Origin of the sequence: Streptomyces sp. NBC_00322 (assembly GCF_036147535.1) — a bacterium.
Lineage (GTDB): Bacteria > Actinomycetota > Actinomycetes > Streptomycetales > Streptomycetaceae > Streptomyces.
Genome location: NZ_CP108019.1, coordinates 3,102,991 through 3,123,479 on the forward strand (window position 1 = coordinate 3,102,991; position 20,489 = coordinate 3,123,479).

The 20,489-nt window shown below is 72.5% G+C and carries 17 protein-coding genes and 1 riboswitch; of the genes, 7 read left to right on the top strand and 10 right to left on the bottom strand.

Annotated elements, in window-relative coordinates:
* Nucleotides 1-85 precede the first annotated feature (85 nt).
* The 4 genes from pstA to cobN form a co-directional block, all read right to left on the bottom strand.
* Entirely contained in the window at nucleotides 86-1,330 is a 1,245-nt protein-coding gene (gene pstA, locus OG905_RS13830; RefSeq protein ID WP_328668267.1) for a phosphate ABC transporter permease PstA, read from the bottom strand.
* Between the two features lies 1 nt (nucleotide 1,331).
* Nucleotides 1,332-2,363 (bottom strand): phosphate ABC transporter permease subunit PstC, encoded by a 1,032-nt coding sequence (pstC, locus tag OG905_RS13835; RefSeq protein ID WP_328668268.1) that lies wholly within the window; start codon nucleotides 2,361-2,363, stop codon nucleotides 1,332-1,334.
* The gene (locus OG905_RS13840; RefSeq protein WP_328668269.1) at nucleotides 2,360-2,827 is read right to left on the bottom strand and encodes a hypothetical protein; all 468 of its coding nucleotides are present in this window, start codon (nucleotides 2,825-2,827) and stop codon (nucleotides 2,360-2,362) included. Before OG905_RS13840 ends, pstC begins: the two co-directional genes overlap by 4 nt.
* Before the next feature lie 302 nt (nucleotides 2,828-3,129).
* Complete coding sequence (cobN, locus tag OG905_RS13845) at nucleotides 3,130-6,717, bottom strand: cobaltochelatase subunit CobN (RefSeq protein WP_328668270.1); 3,588 nt, start codon at nucleotides 6,715-6,717, stop codon at nucleotides 3,130-3,132.
* 31 nt (nucleotides 6,718-6,748) lie between these two features.
* A riboswitch (cobalamin riboswitch) is annotated at nucleotides 6,749-6,890 on the bottom strand.
* Nucleotides 6,891-6,994: 104 nt separating this feature from the next.
* On the opposite strand from cobN, the gene cobG reads away from it, so the two are divergent.
* The 3 genes from cobG to OG905_RS13860 are packed head-to-tail and all read left to right on the top strand — an operon-like array spanning nucleotide 6,995 to nucleotide 10,447.
* Nucleotides 6,995-8,287, top strand: coding sequence for a precorrin-3B synthase (gene cobG, locus OG905_RS13850; RefSeq protein ID WP_328668271.1), 1,293 nt, complete (start codon nucleotides 6,995-6,997; stop codon nucleotides 8,285-8,287).
* 19 nt (nucleotides 8,288-8,306) lie between these two features.
* The gene (locus OG905_RS13855) at nucleotides 8,307-8,933 is read left to right on the top strand and encodes a precorrin-8X methylmutase (RefSeq protein ID WP_328682313.1); all 627 of its coding nucleotides are present in this window, start codon (nucleotides 8,307-8,309) and stop codon (nucleotides 8,931-8,933) included.
* A complete protein-coding gene (locus tag OG905_RS13860; RefSeq protein WP_328668272.1) occupies nucleotides 8,930-10,447 on the top strand; it encodes a precorrin-2 C(20)-methyltransferase in 1,518 nt (505 codons plus the stop codon). Before OG905_RS13855 ends, OG905_RS13860 begins: the two co-directional genes overlap by 4 nt.
* On the opposite strand, the gene OG905_RS13865 is transcribed toward OG905_RS13860, so the two are convergent.
* Entirely contained in the window at nucleotides 10,417-11,166 is a 750-nt protein-coding gene (locus tag OG905_RS13865; RefSeq protein ID WP_328668273.1) for a cobalt-precorrin-6A reductase, read from the bottom strand. The genes OG905_RS13860 and OG905_RS13865 overlap by 31 nt on opposite strands.
* Nucleotides 11,167-11,183: 17 nt before the next feature.
* On the opposite strand from OG905_RS13865, the gene OG905_RS13870 reads away from it, so the two are divergent.
* On the top strand, nucleotides 11,184-12,299 hold the full coding sequence (locus OG905_RS13870; RefSeq protein WP_328668274.1) for a cobalt-precorrin-5B (C(1))-methyltransferase: 1,116 nt from the start codon (nucleotides 11,184-11,186) through the stop codon (nucleotides 12,297-12,299).
* A 366-nt stretch (nucleotides 12,300-12,665) separates the two neighbouring features.
* On the opposite strand, the gene cobM is transcribed toward OG905_RS13870, so the two are convergent.
* Genes cobM through OG905_RS13885 form a run of 3 tightly spaced genes read right to left on the bottom strand, consistent with a single transcriptional unit; the run spans nucleotide 12,666 to nucleotide 15,615 of the window.
* Nucleotides 12,666-13,445, bottom strand: coding sequence for a precorrin-4 C(11)-methyltransferase (gene cobM / locus OG905_RS13875; RefSeq protein ID WP_328668275.1), 780 nt, complete (start codon nucleotides 13,443-13,445; stop codon nucleotides 12,666-12,668).
* Nucleotides 13,442-14,683, bottom strand: coding sequence for a precorrin-6y C5,15-methyltransferase (decarboxylating) subunit CbiE (gene cbiE / locus OG905_RS13880; RefSeq protein ID WP_328668276.1), 1,242 nt, complete (start codon nucleotides 14,681-14,683; stop codon nucleotides 13,442-13,444). The genes cobM and cbiE overlap by 4 nt, the downstream gene beginning before the upstream one ends.
* Before the next feature lie 41 nt (nucleotides 14,684-14,724).
* Entirely contained in the window at nucleotides 14,725-15,615 is an 891-nt protein-coding gene (locus OG905_RS13885) for a DUF2867 domain-containing protein (protein ID WP_328668277.1), read from the bottom strand.
* Between the two features lie 51 nt (nucleotides 15,616-15,666).
* Here OG905_RS13885 and OG905_RS13890 point away from each other — a divergent pair, with 51 nt between their 5' ends.
* Nucleotides 15,667-16,236, top strand: coding sequence for a TetR/AcrR family transcriptional regulator (locus tag OG905_RS13890; protein ID WP_328668278.1), 570 nt, complete (start codon nucleotides 15,667-15,669; stop codon nucleotides 16,234-16,236).
* Between the two features lie 284 nt (nucleotides 16,237-16,520).
* Here OG905_RS13890 and ku read toward each other — a convergent pair whose 3' ends face one another.
* Complete coding sequence (gene ku / locus OG905_RS13895) at nucleotides 16,521-17,540, bottom strand: non-homologous end joining protein Ku (protein ID WP_328668279.1); 1,020 nt, start codon at nucleotides 17,538-17,540, stop codon at nucleotides 16,521-16,523.
* 49 nt (nucleotides 17,541-17,589) lie between these two features.
* Between ku and ligD the strand changes: the two genes are divergently transcribed.
* Nucleotides 17,590-18,465 carry a non-homologous end-joining DNA ligase gene (gene ligD / locus OG905_RS13900; RefSeq protein WP_328668280.1) on the top strand — a complete coding sequence of 292 codons (876 nt, stop codon included), beginning with the start codon at nucleotides 17,590-17,592 and terminating at the stop codon, nucleotides 18,463-18,465.
* A complete protein-coding gene (locus OG905_RS13905; RefSeq protein WP_328668281.1) occupies nucleotides 18,462-19,367 on the top strand; it encodes an ATP-dependent DNA ligase in 906 nt (301 codons plus the stop codon). The genes ligD and OG905_RS13905 overlap by 4 nt, the downstream gene beginning before the upstream one ends.
* Nucleotides 19,368-19,574: 207 nt before the next feature.
* Here the strand turns inward: OG905_RS13905 and OG905_RS13910 are convergent, their stop codons facing one another.
* The gene (locus tag OG905_RS13910) at nucleotides 19,575-20,381 is read right to left on the bottom strand and encodes a nuclease-related domain-containing protein (protein ID WP_328668282.1); all 807 of its coding nucleotides are present in this window, start codon (nucleotides 20,379-20,381) and stop codon (nucleotides 19,575-19,577) included.
* Nucleotides 20,382-20,489: the final 108 nt, after the last annotated feature.

Genomic DNA, 20,489 nt, shown 5'->3' on the forward strand with positions numbered 1-20,489 from the left:
TGGTCGGTTGGGTCGGTACGGAGTGGTGCGGGGGCGGTGCGGATTCCGTGGCTGCGGTGGGGAGCCGTACGGCTCGGCGGGCGGGTCAGTCCGAGGGCGGACCCGAGGCATCGGACGGACCGGCGGCGCCCGACGGCACCGACTCCGGCCGGGCGCGCCTGCTCATGCGCTCGGCGTCCCGGCGCGAGGCCAGCACGCGCCGGTGCTGCTGGCTACGGGTCAGCGCACCGGGACCGCGTCCGCCGACCACCCGAGCCACGATGAACAGCAGCAGCACCAGAGCCATCAGCAGGGCTGCGGAGCCGAACCCGCGGGCGATCATGCTGGGCTGGGGCGATCTCACCAGTTCGAAGGTCGCCAGCGGCAGTGAGACCTGCGGACGGGTCAGCGGGTTGAGGTTCAGGTCGGCCGCGAAGCCGGAGGTGAGCAGCACCGGCGAGGTTTCGCCGATCCCGCGCGCGGTGCCCAGGATCACCGCGGTGGTGAGCCCGGAGCGTGCGGTGGGCAGCACCACGGTCCAGACCGTGCGCCACTGGCTCGCACCCAGCGCGTAGGACGCCTCGCGCAGCGAGCCCGGCACCAGCCGGATGACCACGTCGGAGGCGCGGATGATGATGGGCAGCATCATCACGCTGAGCGCCAGGGCGGCGGCGGACCCGGACTTGTCGACGCCGAGGATGAGGATCACCGTGGCGTAGATGAACAGGCCGGCCACGATGGACGGCAGCGCCGTCATCGCCTCCACGATGGTGCGTACGAACCGGGCGTACCGGCCCGGCACTTCGTTGAGGAACACCGCGCACGCCAGCCCGAGCGGCACAGTGATCGCCAGCGAGATGGCGATCTGCTCCAGCGTGCCGACGATCGCGTGCACGACGCCGCCGTCGGTGAGCGGCTGCAGCGGGCCGGTGCGCGACATGTCCTGGGTGAAGAAGTTGAGGTGCACCAGAGCGGACTTGCCGCGCCACAGGGTGTACACGACCACCATGACCAGCGACGCGAGCAGCAGCGTGGCGAGGCTCTGCCACAGCACCGCCGCGACCTTGTCCCGTACCGCCACGCTGTTCTCGTCGAAGGAGACGAGTACGGCGTAGACGCCGAGGAAGAGCACATAGGCGACGACCACGAAGCCCAGGATCGAGTCGAACGGGGCGATCCAGGTGAACAGGAGTGCCGTCAGCGCGACGGCGCCCACCGCGGCGCCGGCGAGCGCGAGCAGGTCCGAGGCGTGCACCGACGAGGTGTTGCGGCGCACTTCCGGGGACTCGTCCCGCGCTTCGGTGCCAGGCCGTACTGTCTGCGCCGGCCGCTTCTCGAGGAGGTCGGTCATCTCAGGCCTCCGTCCCGCTGCCCGAGCGGCTGCGGGCCGCGATCGAGGATGCGATGAAGTTCACGACAAGGGTCATCAGGAACAGTGCGAGTCCCGCGGCCATCAGGGCCGACATCCCGAAGGCGCTCGCGGATCCGTAGCGCAGCGCGATGAGCGACGAGACCGAGTTGGCGCCGTTCTGCAGGATGTGCGGCTGTACGACGAAGACCGGCGAGATGATCATGTAGATGGCGATCGTCTCGCCCAGGGCGCGGCCCAGACCGAGCATGGTGCCGCCGATCACTCCGCCCCAGCCGAACGGCAGCACGACCGCGCGGATCATTCCCCACCGGGTCGCCCCGAGCGCGAACGCGCCCTCGCGCTCTCCGGGAGGCGCCTGCGAGAAGGTCTCTCGCATCACCGAGCAGGCGATCGGCGTGACCATGAGCGCCACGACGATGCCCGCGATGAAGGTGGAGGACGTGTAGACGGTCGTCGTCTCCAGCGGGTCGCGCGGATCGCTCCCGTCGACCTTGAAGAGAGGTATCCAGGAGAAGTACGTGGCGAGCCAGCGGGAGAGCCCCACCACATGCGCCTGCAGGAAGAACGCGCCCCACAGCCCGTACACCACACTCGGCACGGCGGCCATGAGGTCCACCAGAGAGATGAACGTCCGCTTCAGACGCCGCGGTGCGTACTCCGAGATGTACAGCGCGGTACCGAGAGCCAGTGGCACCGCGAAGCTGATCGCCACCAGGCCGATGAGCACGGTGCCGGTGATCACCGCCGCGATCCCGAAGCGGTGGGCATCCGGCTCCCACGCGGAGGTGGTGAGGAACGAGCCCTTGGCGACATCGAGCGCCTGCAGGGCGCGATAGCTGAGGAAGACGCCGACCAGCAGCATGATGGCCAGCACGATGGCCCCGCTGCCGCGTGCAGCGCCACGGAAGAGACGGTCCGCCGGCTCTCCCCCGCCCCGCACGGCACGCGGCGCGTCCACGGGATCCGGTTCGGCCTCCGGCGGGCGTCCGAGCCCGGGCATCGCTACGGTCATCGCGCACCCGCCCCGGCCCGGACGCCGGTGTGCGGGCGGGCGTGGCCTTCGTCTTCCTGCTCTGCTCGCGTAGATCTGGACCGCTGAGGTCCGCGCGGAGGCAGAGCGCGGGGCCGGGGCCGGTTCGTGACCCCGACGGCCAGTTGGGCCACGGGGACAGCGACCAGGAACTGGCTGAGGTTGTACTGGCACTCCCGCTGGCGCAGATAACGCCGGCCGGACACCGCCACGGCCCGCCCCTCGATCTCCAGGCGCCAGGTCCAGCTGCCCGCCGGATCCGGCATGGTCAGCAGCACACGGGCCGCCGCCACCTTCTCCCGGAGCTGAGCGACCGCTGCCTGGCACTCCGCGAGGCCGCCGAACGCCTCGGCACTGCGTCCGAGTTCGCGGTTGTTCGCGCCGACCAGGCGCCACCCGACCGGCTTCTCGTCCCCGTCCGGTCTCTGCTGCGATACGCGCACCACGTACAAGAACCGCGGCCGAACCATCAAAACCACCCCCTGCCATCCATGCGTTTCCGCCACAGGCCGAAACCCCCACCCCCAGCGCACTGACAGTCGCTGGTTTGTGTGCGGCCTGTGCGCACCACGAGGTGAAGGCCGAACGGAGGGAAAATGAATGGGAAGCGCGGGGGAACGGAAGGTAATCGTGATCAAGTACGTGGTGACGCTGCGCGGCCCCGCCGACGCTGTGCGGGCTCCCGTCCCCCGGTACATGACGAAGGCCCCCGGACGTGTCGTCCAGGGGCCCGCGGTCCGCCTCTCGTTCAGTCCTCGCCCTCCAGGTCGCCCTCCGTCTCCAGGAAGACCTGGCGCAGCGCGGCGAGGACCGACGGATCGGGCTTGGCCCACATGCCGCGCGACTCGGCTTCCAGGAGGCGTTCGGCGATGCCGTGCAGGGCCCAGGGGTTGGCCTGCTGGAGGAACTCCCGGTTCACCGGGTCCAGGACGTAGGTCTCGGTGAGCTTGTCGTACATCCAGTCGGCGACCACGCCCGTCGTCGCGTCGTAGCCGAACAGGTAGTCCACCGTCGCGGCGAGTTCGAAGGCGCCCTTGTAGCCGTGGCGGCGCATCGCCTCGATCCACTTGGGGTTGACGACGCGGGCGCGGAAGACGCGGGAGGTCTCCTCGACCAGGGTGCGGGTGCGCACCGTCTCGGGGCGGGTGGAGTCGCCGATGTACGCCTCGGGGGCCGTGCCGCGCAGGGCACGCACGGTGGCGACCATGCCGCCGTGGTACTGGAAGTAGTCGTCGGAGTCCGCGATGTCGTGCTCGCGGGTGTCGGTGTTCTTCGCCGCGACCGTGATGCGCTTGTACGCGGTCTCCATCTCGGCGCGGGCCGGGCGGCCGTCGAGTTCGCGGCCGTAGGCGTAGCCGCCCCAGACCGTGTAGACCTCGGCGAGGTCGGCGTCGGTGCGCCAGTCGCGGGAGTCGATCAGCTGGAGGAGACCCGCGCCGTAGGTGCCCGGGCGGGAGCCGAAGATACGGGTCGTGGCGCGGCGTTCGTCGCCGTGGTCCGCCAGGTCGGCCTGGGTGTGGGCGCGGACGAAGTTCTGCTCGGCGGGCTCGTCGAGGGATGCGGCCAGGCGGACCGCGTCGTCCAGCAGCCCGATCGTGTGCGGGAAGGCGTCGCGGAAGAAGCCGGATATGCGCAGCGTGACGTCGATGCGGGGGCGGCCGAGCTCGGCGAGCGGGATGGGCTCCAGACCCGTGACGCGGCGCGAGGCGTCGTCCCAGACCGGGCGGATGCCGAGCAGGGCGAGCGCCTCCGCAACATCGTCGCCGCTGGTGCGCATCGCGCTCGTGCCCCACAGGGACAGGCCGACCGACGGCGGCCAGTCGCCGTTGTCGGTGCGGTAGCGCTCCAGCAGCGAGTCCGCGAGGGCCTGGCCGGTCTCCCACGCGAGGCGGGAGGGTACCGCCTTCGGGTCCACCGAGTAGAAGTTGCGTCCGGTCGGCAGGACGTTGACCAGGCCTCGCAGCGGGGAGCCGGAGGGGCCCGCCGGGACGAAGCCGCCGTTCAGCGCGTGGACGGCATGGTCGAGTTCGGCGGTCGTGGCGGCGAGGCGGGGGACGACCTCGCGGGAGGCGAAGTCCAGGATGGCCGCGACCTCGGGGCCGTGCCCGGCGGGGACCGCATCGGGGTTCCACCCGGCGTCCTCCATCGCCTGCACCAGCTCGCGCGCCTTCTCCTCGGCCGCGTCCGCGGTCGTTCGGGTGGCCGCCGACTCGTCCAGGCCCAGCGCCTCCCGCAGGCCCGGCAGCGACGACGTCCCGCCCCAGATCTGGCGCGCCCGGAGGATCGCGAGAACCAGGTTGACGCGGTCGGCGCCTGCGGGCGGGGAGCCGAGGACATGGAGGCCGTCGCGGATCTGGGCGTCCTTGACCTCGCACAGCCAGCCGTCGACATGGAGCAGGAAGTCGTCGAAGCCGTCGTCGTCCGGGCGGTCTTCGAGGCCCAGGTCGTGGTCGAGCCTGGCCGCCTGGATGAGGGTCCAGATCTGCGCGCGGATCGCGGGGAGTTTGGCCGGGTCCATGGAGGAGATCGCGGCGTATTCGTCGAGGAGCTGTTCCAGGCGCGCGATGTCGCCGTAGGAGTCGGCGCGTGCCATCGGCGGGACCAGGTGGTCGACGAGCGTGGCGTGGACGCGGCGCTTGGCCTGCGTGCCCTCGCCCGGGTCGTTGACCAGGAAGGGGTAGATCAGCGGGAGGTCGCCGAGCGCGGCGTCGGGGCCGCAGGCCGCGGACAGACCGGCGTTCTTGCCGGGCAGCCACTCCAGGTTGCCGTGCTTGCCGAGGTGGATCATCGCGTCGGCGCCGAAGCCACCGTCGTCCGCGGACGCGGCGATCCAGCGGTACGCGGCCAGGTAGTGGTGCGAGGGCGGCAGATCGGGGTCGTGGTAGATCGCGATCGGGTTCTCGCCGAAGCCCCGCGGCGGCTGGATGAGGATGAGGAGGTTCTCGTGGCGCAGGGCCGCGAGGACTATGTCGCCCTGCGGATTGCGGCTGCGGTCGAGGAACATCTCGCCGGGCGGCGGGCCCCAGTGCTCCTCGACGGCCGAGCGCAGTTGCTGCGGCAGCGTCGCGTACCAGCGCTTGTAGTCCGCCGCCGGGATACGGACCGGATTGCGCGCCAACTGCTCCTCGGTCAGCCAGTCCTGGTCGTGGCCGCCCGCCTCGATCAGGGCGTAGATCAACTCGTCGCCGTCGCCGGAGGCGAGGCCGGGTACGGGCTCCGTACCGAAGTCGTAGCCCTCCGCCCGCAGTCGGCGCAGGAGGGCCACCGCGGACGCGGGGGTGTCCAGGCCCACCGCGTTGCCGATCCGCGAGTGCTTCGTCGGGTACGCGGAGAGCACGAGCGCGAGGCGCTTGTCGGCGGCGGGGATGTGCCTCAGGCGCGCATGGCGTACGGCGATTCCCGCGACCCGTGCCGCCCGCTCGGGGTCCGCCTCGTACGCCGGAAGGCCGTCCGCGTCGATCTCCTTGAAGGAGAACGGCACGGTGATCAGGCGGCCGTCGAACTCCGGGACCGCGATCTGGCTGGCCGCGTCCAGCGGCGAGACGCCCTCGTCGCTCTCCTCCCACGTGCTGCGCGAACCGGTCAGGCACAGCGCCTGGAGGATCGGCACGTCCAGGCCGCTCAGGGCGCCCGCGTCCCACGACTCGTCGTCGCCGCCCGCCGATGCCTCGGCGGGCCGGGTGCCGCCCGCCGCGAGAACGGTGGTGACGATGGCGTCGGCGGCGCCGAGCGCGTCGATCAGTTCGGGTTCCGGGGCGCGCAGGGAGGCGACGTACAGCGGGAGGGGACGGCCGCCCGCGTCCTCGATCGCCGTGCACAGGGCGTCGACGAAGGCGGTGTTGCCGCTCATGTGGTGGGCGCGGTAGTAGAGCACGGCCACGGTCGGGCCGTCGGTCTCCCGCACGGTGCGCTCCAGCGGGCCCCATGTCGGTGCGGGGGCCGGTGATTCGAAGCCGTGGCCGGTGAGGAGCACCGTGTCGGAGAGGAAGCGGGCCAGCTGCTCCAGGTTGGCGGGGCCGCCGTGGGCCAGGTAGGCGTGGGCCTCGGCCGCGATGCCGACGGGGACCGTGGACGCCTCCATCAGCTGGGCGTCGGGGGCCTGTTCACCGGTGAGGACGACGACCGGAAGCCCGGCCTCGTGCAGCAGGTCGAGCCCGTCCTGCCATGCGCGTACGCCGCCGAGGAGCCGTACGACGACCAGGTCCACGCCGTCCAGCAGGGCGGGCAGCTCGCTGAGGTCGAGCCGCGCGGGGTTGGCGAACCGGTACGCGACCGGGCCTCCGGCCGCGCGGGCACTGAGCAGGTCGGTGTCGGAGGTCGACAGCAGCAGAAGCATGCGAGCGCAGGCCTTCCTCGGGGTGTCCGCGCCCCGGGCGGTGTGGACGGCAGGAGTTCCTGGCTCACCCGGTGTGGACCGGGCTCACAGTGGCGGGACCGCGCCGGATTCGCACCGGGCTTCCTCCATGTCGCCGTCGCAGGCGATGACGGGCCGGCCGGCCCGTCGCCTGAGCATAGTAGGGCTCGGGAGGCGGCAGACGGGCGTGCGGCGGGTGTGATGATCGGCGCAGGTGGGCGGGAGTGAGGTGGAAGGGGCGGTGGGTATGCTCGCCGCCATGCCGACCGCCCCAGGCCCCCGCGACGCCGGGGCGATACCCCCGAGCCGTGACCGTGGCGACGCCTGCCCCGGCACGCTGCGCCTCCACGCGGCGGACGACGGCGCGCTGGCCCGGGTACGGATTCCGGCGGGCGCACTGACCACCGGCCAGGCGCTGGCGCTGTGGGATGCGGCACAGCGGCTCGGCGACGGTTCGCTGCACCTCACCTCGCGCGGCAATGTGCAGCTGCGCGGCCTCGCCGAAGACTGCGGTGGGGAGCTGGCCGATGTGCTCGGCTCGGCGGGTCTGCTGCCCTCGCCCCGGCACGAGCGGGTGCGCAATGTCGTCGCGTCCCCGCTCTCCGGGCTCGACGGGCGAGGCGAAGCCGATGTGCAGCCCTGGGTAAGGGAGTTGGACCGGCTCCTGTGCGCGAGCGAGGCGGCGACCGGGCTGTCGGGGCGTTTTCTGTTCGCGCTCGACGACGGCCGCGGGGATGTGGCGGCGCTGGGTGCGGACGTGACCGTGCAGGCGGCGGCAGGCGGAACGGATGCGGTGCTCCGGCTGGGTTCGGACGACGCGGGTGTGTCGGTACGCGGTGAAGACGCGCCGCGTGCCGCCCTGCTGGCCGCCGAAGCTTTCCTGGATGCCGCGCGCGGCAGCGCCACCCGCTGCTGGCGGGTGAGTGAACTGCCCGGCGATGCCGCCGAGTTGATGACCGAGGTGGCCTCGCGTCTGGCGGCGGACGGGATCAACGGCACGCTCGTGACGGTGCCTCCCACGACGGTCGGCGACCCGCCCCGGCCGGGCGCCGTCGCGGGTCCCGACGGGCGCACCACCGCACTGTCCGTCGTCGCGCCGCTCGGCGTGCTCACCGCTGCCCAGTGGCACGAACTGGCCGCCGTGGCCGAGCACGACGGCAACGGCGAACTACGGCTCACCCCTTGGCGCGGTGTGATTCTCGCCGGGGTCAAGGACGCCGCCGCCCTCGAAACGGCCGGGCTCATCACCTCCCCCGCCTCCCCATGGCTCGGCGTCGGCGCATGCGTCGGCCGGCCCGGCTGCGCCAAGTCCCTGGCCGACGTGCGGACGGACGCGGCGAAGGCGCTCGGCCCGGGGCCTTCGAGCCTGCCCGTGTACTGGTCCGGCTGCGAACGCCGTTGCGGCCATCCGCACGGCGACTGGGTGGACGTCGTCGCGACCGCCGACGGCTACGACGTCCGCGTACACGGGGACAAGCCGTGCACCGGCATGCCCCCTTCCGAACTCGCCGCCATCGTGGCGGCTGCGCGCACGAGCGCCGTGACGCGTTGACGAAATGAGCGAGAGCACAGTGTTCGACTACGAGAAGGACGGCGCGGCGATCTACCGCCAGTCCTTTGCCACCATCCGCGCGGAAGCGGATCTCGCGGGGCTGCCCGCCGATGTCAGCCAGGTCGCGGTCCGGATGATCCACGCCTGCGGCATGGTCGACCTGGTACGCGATCTCTCGTTCACTGCGGACGTGGTGGCCCGCGCCCGCGAGGCCCTGCGCGGCGGGGCGCCGATTCTGTGCGATGTCGCCATGGTCGCCAGCGGGGTGACCCGTAAGCGGCTGCCCGCCGGAAACGACGTGGTGTGCACCCTTTCCGACCCGTCGGTCCCCGGCCTCGCGGCGAAGCTCGGAACCACCCGTAGCGCCGCGGCACTTGAGTTGTGGCGCGAGAGGATGGAGGGCGCGGTGGTGGCCGTCGGCAATGCGCCGACCGCGCTCTTCCGGCTGCTGGAGATGATCGAGGAAGGCGCCCCGCGCCCGGCCGCGGTCATCGGGGTGCCGGTCGGTTTCATCGGCGCGGCCGAGTCCAAGGACGCGCTCGCCGGACACCCCTCGGGTCTTGAGCACTTGGTGGTACGGGGACGCCGCGGCGGCAGCGCAATGGCCGCGGCCGCGCTCAACGCGATCGCGAGCGAGGAAGAGTGAGCAACGTCAACGCCACAGGCCGTCTGTACGGAGTGGGGCTCGGGCCCGGCGATCCGTCCCTGATGACCGTACGTGCCGTCGAAGTCATCGCCGAAGCCGATGTGGTCGCGTACCACAGCGCCCGGCACGGCCGGTCCATCGCGCGATCCATCGCGGCGAAGCATCTGCGCGCCGACCACATCGAGGAGGCGCTGGTCTATCCCGTCACCACGGAGACCACCGACCATCCCGGCGGCTACCGGGGCGCGATGGAGGAGTTCTACACCGAGGCCGCCGCCCGGCTGGCCGCGCATCTCGACGCGGGCCGCACGGTCGCCGTGCTCGCGGAGGGCGACCCGCTCTTCTACGGCTCGTACATGCACATGCACAAGCGCCTCGCGGACCGCTATCCGACCGAGGTGATACCCGGGGTGACCTCGGTGAGCGCCGCGGCCGCGCGGCTCGGAACACCGCTGGCCGAGGGCGAGGAGGTGCTGACGATCCTGCCCGGCACGCTGCCCGAGGAGGAGCTGACCGCGCGTCTCGCCTCGACGGACTGCGCGGTCGTGATGAAGCTGGGCCGCACCTTCCCCACCGTACGGCGGGCGATCGAGCGCTCCGGGCGGCTTGACGAGGCCCGGTATGTCGAGCGCGCCACCATGGCGGGCGAGCGCACGGGCCAACTGGCGGACGTGGAGCCGGAGTCGGTACCGTACTTCTCCGTCGCCGTGCTGCCCAGCCGTGTCGACGCGCCCGCGGTGGTACGGGAGCTGGGCGAGGTCGTCGTCGTCGGCACCGGTCCCGCGGGGCCGCTGTGGCTCACGCCCGAGACGCGTGGCGCGCTGGCCGCCGCGGACGATCTGGTCGGCTACACCACGTATCTGGACCGGGTGCCGGTGCGCCCGGGCCAGCTGCGCCACGGCTCCGACAACAAGGTGGAGGCCGAGCGCGCCGAGTTCGCCCTCGATCTGGCCCGGCGCGGCAGGCGGGTGGCCGTCGTGTCGGGCGGTGACCCGGGGGTCTTCGCGATGGCCACCGCCGTGCTGGAGGCGGCGTCGCAGGACGCGTACAAGGACGTTCCGGTGCGGGTGCTGCCTGGGCTGACCGCCGCCAACGCGGCCGCCGCCCGTGCGGGCGCCCCGCTCGGCCACGACTACGCGACGCTCTCGCTCTCGGACCGGCTCAAACCGTGGGAGGTCATCGCGGAACGGCTGCGCGCCGCCGCGGCGGCCGATCTGGTGCTCGCGCTCTACAACCCGGGTTCGCGCAGCCGGACCTGGCAGGTCGGCAAGGCCCGTGACCTGCTGCTCGAACACCGCTCCGCGGACACTCCGGTGGTGCTCGGCCGCGATGTCGGCGGGGCGCAGGAGAGCGTGCGGATCGTGCGTCTCGGCGATCTCGATCCGGCCGAGGTGGACATGCGGACGATCCTGATCGTCGGTTCCTCGCAGACGCAGGCCGTACGGCGCTCAGACGGTGAGGAGATCGTCTGGACGCCGCGCCGCTATCCCGAGAGCCCCCGGGCGGAGAGCTGAGCCAGCCAGCCGGCGGCCTGGTCCGGTGAGGCCGCCACCGGGACGCCGTCGGGGACCGGGGGCCGCCGGACCACCACGACCGGCAGCCCCACCTCGCGGGCGGCGGTGAGCTTGGGTGCGGTGGCGGCCCCTCCGCTGTCCTTGGTGACCACGACGTCGATGCGGTGACGGCGCAGCAGATCGCGCTCACCGTCGAGGGTGAAGGGGCCGCGGTCGAGCAGCACCTCCATGCACGGCGGGTACGGAGGTTCAGGGGCGTCCACGGAACGCATGAGGAACCACAGGTTGTCCAGGTGGGCGAAGGCCGCGAGACCCATCCGGCCCGTCGTCAGGAACACCCTGCGGCCGAGCGCCGGAAGCACCGCCGCGGCCTGCTCCAGGGAGTCGGCCGGGTGCCAGTCGTCGCCGTCGGCCGCGACCCAGCCGGGCCTGCGCAGGGCCAGCAGGGGAACATGGGCCTCGGCGGCGGCGGACGCCGCGTTGAAACTGATCGTCCCGGCGAAAGGATGGGTGGCGTCGATGAGCGCGTCCACGTCGTGCTCGCGCAGCCACTGGGCCAGGCCCTCGGCTCCGCCGAACCCGCCGATACGGACGTCGCCCGCGGGCAGCCTCGGGGCGGCGACGCGGCCGGCCAGCGAGGTGGTGGTCCGTACGGTGGTGTGGAGCTGTTCCGCGAGCTGCCGTGCCTCGGTCGTCCCGCCGAGGATCAGTACGTGCATCGGGTCTTGGTCCGTTCATGGGTGAGGCGAAGGGCGGGCGCAGCGCCCAACTGAAGCACACCGGGCTGCGGCACGGCTGGACGACCGGCGCGTGTGCGACCGCGGCCACCACGGCCGCGTACACGGCGCTGCTGACCGGCGACTTTCCCGATCCTGTGACGATCACGCTGCCCAAGGGGCAGACGCCGTCGTTCGCACTCGCGGCGGAGTCGCTGGCGGACGGGCGGGCCATGGCGGGCATCGTCAAGGACGCGGGCGACGACCCGGACGTCACGCACGGCGCGCTGATCCGCGCGACGGTACGGGTGCTGCCGCGCGGTTCTGGGGTCGTCTTCGCGGCCGGGCCGGGCGTCGGGACGATCACCCGGCCCGGGCTGCCGCTCGACGTCGGCGAGCCCGCGATCAACCCCGTGCCGCGGCAGATGATGCGCGAGCACGTCGGGCTCGTCGCCGGACGGTACGGCGGGACGGGCGACGTCGAGATCACAGTCTCCGTCGACCACGGCGAGGAGATCGCCCGCTCGACCTGGAACCCCCGGCTCGGGATTCTCGGCGGTCTGTCCATCCTGGGAACGACCGGCATCGTCGTGCCCTACTCCTGCTCGGCGTGGATCGACTCGATCCGGCGCGGGGTGGACGTGGCCCGGGCGGCGGGGCGCACGCATGTCGCGGGCTGCACGGGGTCGACGTCCGAGAAGACGGTCGTCGCGGAGTACGGCCTGCCGGAGGACGCACTGCTGGACATGGGGGACTTCGCGGGCGCGGTACTCAAGTACGTGCGGCGGCACCCGGTGGACCGGCTGACCATCTGCGGCGGGTTCGCCAAGCTGTCGAAGCTGGCAGCGGGTCATCTGGACCTGCACTCGGCGCGCTCGCAGGTCGACAAGGGCTTCCTGGCGGACCTGGCCCGGGCGGGCGGCGCGGACGAGTCCCTCGCGGCAGCCGTCTCCACGGCGAACACGGGCCTGGCGGCACTCCAGTTGTGCACGGCGGCGAGCGTCCCGCTGGGCGACCTGGTCGCGGTCGCGGCGCGGGACGAGGCGCGGGGGGTGCTGCGGGGGGCGCCGGTGGTGGTGGACGTGATCTGCATCGACCGCGCGGGGGTGGTGGTCGGCCGCAGCGGCCCGCGCTAGCCGGTCCCTGCGGGGCTCTTTCCCCACCCCGCCCTCCCCCTACGGCCTTGGCGCCCGTGGGAGGTACCCCCATCCCCAACCGGGCTCCGGCCCGGCCCCCGGTCCTCAAACGCCGGACGGGCTGGGATGTCGCCGCCGACGGCACGGTGAGCCGGTGTGTCCGTCCTCAAACGCCGGACAGGCTGAGATGGCGCCCCCGACCGGATGGCCACCGGCGGAACTGGGCTGGGCTCGCCCGCAGCGCGGAGCTACCTCGCCCGGGGGTGTGGGGGCGTCAGCCCCCGCGAACCCTCCCCCTCCCGAGGGGGGCTGGGCAGCCTCGCCCCCCAGTTTCGGGAAGGGGCGGGGCTGGGGAAAACACCCCCCTCACGCCACCGGCGCACCCGGCACCGGCGCGCACGGCTCGTGCCTCTCCCGGTCCCGCGAGTACAAATGGCTGTCCCGGAACTGCGACGCCCCCAGCGTCCGGCCCACCATGATCACCGCCGTCCGCAGGACCCCCGCCGACCTCACCTGGTCCGCGATGTCCCCGAGCGTGCCGCGCAGGATCAGTTCGTCGGGGCGGCTCGCCATCGCGACCACCGCCGCGGGGCAGTCGGAGCCGTAGTGCGGCTCCAGCTCCTCGACCACGCGGTCCACGTACCGCGTGGCCAGGTGCAGCACGATCAGCGCGCCACTGCGGCCGAGCGTCGCCAGGTCCTCGCCCTCGGGCATGGCCGTCGCGCGGTTGGCGATCCGGGTGAGGATGACGGTCTGGCCGACGGTCGGTACGGTCAGCTCCCGCTTCAGCGCGGCCGCGGCCGCGGCGAAGGCCGGAACGCCCGGCACGACCTCGTACGGCACCCCCGCCGCGTCCAGGCGGCGCATCTGTTCGGCGACGGCGCTGAAGACGGAAGGGTCGCCGGAGTGCAGCCGGGCCACGTCGAGACCCGCCTCGTGGGAGCGGATCAACTCGGCGGTGATCTCGTCCAGGTTGAGCTGCGCCGTGTCCACCAGACGCGCGTCCGGCGGGCATTCGGCGAGCAGTTCGCGCGGGACGAGGCTGCCCGCGTACAGGCAGACCTGGCAGGACGCGAGCGTACGGGCGCCGCGCACTGTGATCAGGTCGGCGGCGCCGGGGCCGGCGCCTATGAAGTACACGGTCATCGTTGATCTCCTGATTTGGTGACGGACCACTGCGTGACCGGCATCGCCTGCCGCCAGCCGGTGAAGCCGCCCACGGGGACGGCATGCGCCACCGCGAGGCGTACCAGCTCGCCGCCGTGGCGCCGGTACCGGTCGGCGAGCAGCGCCTCGGACTCCAGGGTGACCGTGTTGGCGACGAGGCGCCCGCCTGCGGGCAACGCCTCCCAGCAGGCTTCGAGCAGCCCGGGCACGGTCAGCCCGCCGCCCACGAACACGGCGTCCGGCGTGGGGAGTTGGGCGAGCGCCTCGGGCGCGGCGCCGGTAACGACGCGCAGCCCGGGCACACCGAGCCGCTCGGCGTTGAGGGAGATGCGGGCGGCGCGTACCGCGTCGCGTTCGACGGTGACGGCCCGGCAGGAGCGGTGCGTACGCATCCACTCGACCGCGATGGAGCCGGAGCCGCCGCCGATGTCCCACAGCAGCTCGCCGGGCGCGGGCGCGAGCGCGCCGAGCGTCGCCGCGCGCACATGGCGTTTGGTGAGCTGGCCGTCGTGTTCGTACGCGGCGTCCGGCAGCCCCGGTACGGCGCCGAGGCGCAGACTGCCGGACGCGCGGCGGCAGTCGACGGCGATGACGTTCAGCGGGTCGCCGGGCGGGCGGTCCCATGTCTGTGCCGTGCCCTCGGTCTGCTCTTCGCGCTCCCCGCCGAGCTGTTCGAGGACCCGCATCCGGCTCGGCCCGAAGCCCCGCTCGCGCAGGAAGGCCGCGACCTCGCCCGGCGTCGCGGCCCCGGCGCTGAGGACGAGCAGCCGCCGCCCGTCGTACAGGGCCGCGCCGAGCCGCGCGGTGGGCCTGCCGACGAGCGTGACGACCTCGGTGTCCTCCAGCGGCCAGCCGAGGCGGGCGCAGGCGTACGACACGGACGAGGGGTGCGGCAGAACGTGCGGGACGCCGGGGCCGAGCGCTTCGGTCAGCGCCCGGCCGATGCCGTAGAACATGGGGTCGCCGCTCGCGAGCACCGCGACGCGGCGCCCGGAGTGGGCCGCGAGCAGCGCGGGCACGGCGGGCCGCAGCGGCGACGGCCAGGCCACCCGCTCGCCCGCACAGGCGGGTGGCAGGAGTTCCAGCTGCCGCGGTCCGCCGATGACGACCTCGGCGTCCAGCAGGGCGTGCTGCGAGGCGGCAGGGAGTCCGTCCCAGCCGTCGGCTCCGATCCCGACGACGGTGACGGCCGGTGCGGTGGGGGAAGCGGGACTCACGGACGGACACCTCGGGTACGGGGAGAGCTCGAAGGCGCACTCTACTGGGCGGGCGTTTGCGCACGTAGCGGGGCCGGAGGGGCCGCGAAGGCCAGGCGGCGGTGGGCGCGGCGGAGCATCCTGCGGGCGATGGGCGGGTGGATGCGGCTGATCACCGCGAAGTAGAGCCTGCCGCGCCAGTTGTGGGTCTTGACGACGGTGGTGAGCGTGACCTTGTCGTCGGCTATCAGGACCGAGGCGCGGAAGTCGAGGTGGCCGGCGTCCTCGCCGAGCAGCAGCTCGTCCGGGGCGCTCGCCCTGATCTCGAACGGGAGGACATCGCGCCAGGCGTGCGGGTCGCGGGGCATGCCCGGGTCCAGGGGGATCGCGCACGCGTCCGCGAAGTCCGGGACGGGAAAGGCCTGATGGGCCAGTTCGGCCCCGGCCGGAACGGCTGTCGCCTTGGGCCGGTCCCGGACGAGGCTGTGCAGGAGACGGGCCCGGCGGGACCAGCGGTGGGGCCGGGTCAGGGTGCCGGGCGTGGCGGCGCGCTCGATGTTGTCGAGGAGCTCTTCGATCATGGTGTCGTGCAGGGGGCGGATCACCAGGGTCCACAGCAGCCAGGACTTGAGGCCCTGTTGCTGTTCGAGGACATGGCGGACCCGGCAGCCGCCCGGATCCAGCGGTTCTATCGCCAGGGCGTGGAAGCCGTTGGAGGGCGGGGTGAAGTCGAAGCGGATGCTGCGGCCGGGGTCGTACGCACCGACCGAGTAGCGGACGAAACCGTGACCGCCGTCCGCGCCGACGCCCAGGGGGCGATCGAAACGGATGGGCGGCCAGACGGGGCTGGGGCTGAGCGGGTCGTCCGCGGACGAGATGCGGTCGAGCAGGGCGCCGACCACCTCCGCCGGGGCTGCGACCTGTCGTTCGTGAACGTTCCGCACTGTGCGCATCACGCACCTCCATACGGTGGCGTATGTTTCACCATACGGTAGCGTATGGACATGGCGCAGGCACGCAGGAGACTCACGGCACACGACTGGGCCGACGCGGCGCTCGCCGCCATCGGGGAACGCGGGCTCGCCGCCGTCGCCGTGGAGCCGCTCGCCGCGCGGCTCGGCACGACCAAGGGCAGCTTCTACTGGCACTTCACCAACCGGGACGCGCTGATCGCAGCGGCACTGGGGCGGTGGGAGGAGATCCACACCGAGCAGATCATCACCGCGATGGAGACCGAGCCGGACCCGGAGCGGCGGCTGCGCAGGCTCCTCACGAAGGCGATCGCGACGGCGGCCGAGGATCCCCTGGAGGTGTCACTGCTCGCCACGGCCGATCATCCGCAGGTGGCGGCCGCGATCGAGCGGGTGACGAAGCGGCGTGTGGGCTATGTGGCGCACCTCTTCGAGGAATTGGGCTTCGAGCCGGAGGAGGCGCGGCGGCGGGGGCTGCTCGCGTACGCGGCCTATCTGGGCCACACGCAGCTGAGTCATGCGGTGCCGCATGCGCTGCCGGTGGGGGTGGAGCGGGGTGTGTACCTGGAGTCGGTGATGGACACGCTGCTCCGACGCGGATAGCCGCTGCGCGGGGTCTATTCCCCACCCCGCCCTCCCCCTACGGCCTGGCGGCGGTGGGAGGTACCCCCATCCCGAACTGGGGCTCCGCCCCAGACCCGGCGCCTCAAACTCCCCCAGACTTCGTCCGGGGGGACCCCCATGGGGCTGAAGGTGCGGCTTGGCCTCACGTTCAGCCCGTCCGGCGTTTGAGGACATGCGGCCGAAGGTCGCATTCGGGGGTCTGGGGGCTTGCCCCCAGCTCGGGAAGGGGCGGGGTGGGGGCAAGCCCGCCGCAGGCGTACCCGTCAGGCCGAGGCGTGCTTCCTCGGGGTCGTCTTCTTCGGCGTGGACTTCTTCGCCGCCGCCGCGGACTTCGTCGACTTCGCGCTGGTCGACTTCGCGCTCGTCGTCTTCTTCGCGGCCGTCTTCTTCGCCGCCGCCGTCGTCGACTTCTTCGCACCCGCCGCCGCCTTGGGCGCGCTCGCCGCCCGCTTGCGCCCCTTGATCGGCGTAACCTCGGCGACCTCCTCGCCGGCTTCGCCGCCCGCCCCGCGCGCCTCCTGCGCCGCCCGTACGCTGCTCTCCAGCGCCGCCATCAGGTCGATGACCCGGCCGCCGCCCTCCGCCGGGGCCGCCTCGGGGAGCACCCCGCCCTCCACCTTCGCGGCGATCAGCTGTTCCATCGCCGCCCGGTAGTCGTCGTGCAGGGACGACAGCTCGACCTCGCCGAGCATGTTCATCAGCGCGTCGGCCAGGTCGAGTTCGGCCTCCCGGACGCTCACGTCGGTCTCCGGGGCCACGCCCTCCGGTGTGCGGATCTCGTCCGGCCAGAGCAGCCCGTGCATGGCGATCACGTCGTCGACGACCCGCAGCATGCCCAGCCGCTCACGCCCGCGCAGGGCGAACTTGGCGAGGGCGACCTTCTGGCTGCGCTTGAGCGCCTCCCGCAGCAGCGTGTACGGCTTGGTGGCGGGGACGCCGTTCGCCGAGAGGTAGTACGCCGCGTCCATCTGGAGCGGATCGATCGACGACGCGGGCACGAACGCGACGATCTCGATCGTCTTCGCCGTGGGCAGCGGGAGCACCGCCAGGTCCTCGTCCGTGATCGGGATGATCGATCCGTCCGCGTCCTCGTATCCCTTGCCGATCTCCGAGGCCGGCACTTCCTTCTCCTCCAGCTCGCAGACCTTGCGGTAGCGGATCCGGCCACCGTCTTCGGTGTGGATCTGGCGGAAGGAGATGGAGTGGTTCTCGGTGGCGTTCATCAGCTTGATCCGGATGCTGACCAGACCGAAGGAGATCGCGCCGTTCCATATGGATCGCACGTTTGATCCCTTTCATCCGAAATTTCGGGATTCGTGGGATTCTCATCGTATGACGCCGATCACGGAGGTGGAGGGGCGGCGCCTGGCGCTCACCAACCTGGAGAAGGTCCTCCACCCCGCCACCGGGACCACCAAGGGCGAGATCCTGCACTACTACGCCACCACGGCCGGTGCGATCCTCGCCCATCTCCACAACCGGCCACTGTCCTTCCTCCGGTATCCCGACGGCCCGGACGGCCAGCTGTTCTTCACCAAGAATCCGCCGCCCGGTACGCCGTCCTGGGTGCGGACGGTCGCGGTGCCCCGCTCCGAGGACAAGCACGCGCACCAGGTCGTCGTCGACGATCTTGCGTCGCTGATCTGGGCGGCGAACCTGGTGGTGGAGTTCCATACGCCCCAGTGGCAGGCGGACGAGCCGGGGATCGCCGACCGCATGGTCTTCGACCTGGACCCGGGCGCCCCGGCGACGATCGTCGAGTGCTGCGCCGTGGCGCTCTGGCTGCGGGAGCGGCTGGCGGCCGACGGCCTGCTCGCGTACGCCAAGACCTCGGGCTCCAAGGGGCTGCATGTCCTCGTACCGCTGGAGCCGACCCCCTCGGAGAAGGTCTCGGCGTACGCGAAGAGCCTGGCCGTCGAGGGCGAGGCCGAGCTGCCGGGGCTGATCCTGCACCGGATGACGCGCTCCCTGCGGCCCGGCAAGGTCTTCGTGGACCACAGCCAGAACTCGGCCAAGAAGACCACCGCCACCCCCTACACGCTGCGCGCCCGCACCGAGCCGACCGTGTCCGCGCCCGTCACCTGGGAGGAGGTCGAGGCGCACGAGAACCTCGTCTTCCGGATCGGCGACATCGCGCCACGGCTGGAGCGGTACGGGGATCTGCTCGGCCCACTCATCAATCTCAACCGCGCCAGGCCCCTGCCATGAGCGTGCCGCGCCCGCCACTGAGGGTCGCGCTCGCCGAATCGGTGAGCGTGCTGCCGCGCGGCCACGGCCTGGCGTACGAGCCGAAGTTCGACGGCCACCGGATGGTGATCTTCCGGGTCGGCGGCACGGTGCTGCTGCAGGCCCGTTCGGGACGGATCGTCACGGCCGCGTTCCCCGATCTCGCCCATGCGGCACAGCAGTTGCCGGAGGGCACGGTGCTGGACGGCGAGGTGGTCGTGTGGAAGGACGGCCGTACCGACTTCGCCTCCGTACAGAAGCGCGCCGCCGCCACACCGGGGCGGGCTCCCGCCCTCGCGCGCCGGCTGCCCGCCTCGTACGCCGCCTTCGATCTGCTGGCCGAGGGCGGCGAGGACCTGCGGCTGTCGGCGTACGAGAAGAGGCGCGCGCGGCTGGTCGCGCTGCTCGGCCCGCTCGGGCCTCCGCTCCAGCCCGTACCGATGACGCTGGACGCCGACGAGGCGGCGACCTGGTTCGAGACGCTGCCCGAGATCGGCGTCGAGGGTCTGGTGGTCAAGCGGCTGGACCAGACGTACAAGAGCGGCACGCGCGCGTGGCGCAAGCTTCGGCACACCTCCGCGCGCGATGCGGCGGTCGTCGGCTTCACCGGGCCGCGGACACGGCCCGCCGCGCTGGTCCTCGTACTGCCGGACGACGACACCCCCGTTGTGTCCAGCCCGCTGAGCCCGGCGCTGCGGGCGCGGGCCGCGACCGCGCTCACCTCGCTGACCAGTACGAACACAGGCAGCGCGACGGCGCTCGGCGTGGGCGAGGTCGAGTACCGGAGGGTCGAGAGCGGCCTGACGGCGGAGGTGGAGCAGGGCACGACGCGGCACACGGTCACCACAGTGCTGCGACTGCGGCTTCCCGAGGATCATGATTGATTCGGCTGAGGGACACCCCTAGGGCCTGTTGTTTGGATCAGGCCGGGTCAGTGAGCGGGGTCTGGTGCGTGCGATCGCAGGCCGGAGGATGGGGGTCCCCCCGCCGAAGGCAGGGGGAGAGCCGACGCGGAGCGTCGGCGACTGACGACAACGCGGCGAGCGTGCGTGCCAGGGCACGCGAACCCGGCAAGATCCGAACGACAGGCCCTAGGCGCGCAGCCAGGTGCGGCGGTCCCGCGCCGTCGCGTACAGCGCCTCGATGTCCGCGGGCTTGAGGACGCCGCCGAGCCTGGCCAGCGCAGGCACTTCGTCGTCGCGGATGATCCGTATGTCGGGCGGCACGGGCAGCACGTCGAGCCGCGCCGCCCCGACCACGGCGAGCACCGGGCGCACCGCCGCCGCCAGCGCGAGGGTGGCGCGCTCGGCCCGGCGGCGGGTCAGCCGCAGCAGCGGCGCCGGCCCGCCGCGTCCGGCCCGCACCATCGGGTCGGCGATCCGCACCTTCAGCCGGCGGGCCGCCAGGGTGTGCACGGCCAGCAGCCCGCCAGGGCCGACGGCCAGATGGTCGATGCGGTCGGCGCCCGGCAGCGGCACCGAGTGCAGGATCCGCCAGCCCGCGCCCTCCAGCCGGTCGAGCGCTTCGCCGAGCAGCTGCTGGGCGGCGAGCTGGACGCGGCGCGGGTCCTGCCGGAAGCGGCGGGCGGCGCCCGCGGGCGGCGAGTCGAGCTCCACCAGGAGCCCTTCGCCGGGCCGGTTGGGGGCCAGGTCGTCGTCCGGGTGGAGGGACAGCCGTGCGAGGTCGGCGGAGGTGGGAACGGGCGGTGGTCCGATGCTGACGTCGCCGGTCAGATAGGGGGCGAGGGCCGCCAGCACATCGGCGCGATGGCGCTCGGAGACCAGACTGACCCGGCCGCTGTCCCTGTCGTACCAGGCGACGTTGCGGCCGTCCGGGAGGCTGACGTACAGCCGGTCCCGGCCCTGCCTGCGTGCGGGTGTCACGCGAAGTCTCGTCATGCCACCACCCCTCGACCATGGGAACAGCCCGGGGGCCTTCGGGGCAATATCCACGCGATGCCGAGCGGTGGTGCACACTCTCCCCAAGCACAAGGTTCTTGGGAGGGG

Bases quoted from the DNA above. Each gene is read 5' to 3' on its own strand.
- pstA (WP_328668267.1), bottom strand. From the start codon at position 1,330: ATGACCGACCTCCTCGAGAAGCGGCCGGCGCAGACAGTACGGCCTGGC.
- pstC (WP_328668268.1), bottom strand. From the start codon at position 2,363: ATGACCGTAGCGATGCCCGGGCTCGGACGCCCGCCGGAGGCCGAACCG.
- cobN (WP_328668270.1), bottom strand. From the start codon at position 6,717: ATGCTTCTGCTGCTGTCGACCTCCGACACCGACCTGCTCAGTGCCCGC.
- cobG (WP_328668271.1), top strand. From the start codon at position 6,995: ATGCCGACCGCCCCAGGCCCCCGCGACGCCGGGGCGATACCCCCGAGC.
- OG905_RS13865 (WP_328668273.1), bottom strand. From the start codon at position 11,166: ATGCACGTACTGATCCTCGGCGGGACGACCGAGGCACGGCAGCTCGCG.
- OG905_RS13870 (WP_328668274.1), top strand. From the start codon at position 11,184: ATGGGTGAGGCGAAGGGCGGGCGCAGCGCCCAACTGAAGCACACCGGG.
- cobM (WP_328668275.1), bottom strand. From the start codon at position 13,445: ATGACCGTGTACTTCATAGGCGCCGGCCCCGGCGCCGCCGACCTGATC.
- OG905_RS13885 (WP_328668277.1), bottom strand. From the start codon at position 15,615: ATGCGCACAGTGCGGAACGTTCACGAACGACAGGTCGCAGCCCCGGCG.
- OG905_RS13890 (WP_328668278.1), top strand. From the start codon at position 15,667: ATGGCGCAGGCACGCAGGAGACTCACGGCACACGACTGGGCCGACGCG.
- ligD (WP_328668280.1), top strand. From the start codon at position 17,590: ATGACGCCGATCACGGAGGTGGAGGGGCGGCGCCTGGCGCTCACCAAC.
- OG905_RS13905 (WP_328668281.1), top strand. From the start codon at position 18,462: ATGAGCGTGCCGCGCCCGCCACTGAGGGTCGCGCTCGCCGAATCGGTG.
- OG905_RS13910 (WP_328668282.1), bottom strand. From the start codon at position 20,381: ATGACGAGACTTCGCGTGACACCCGCACGCAGGCAGGGCCGGGACCGG.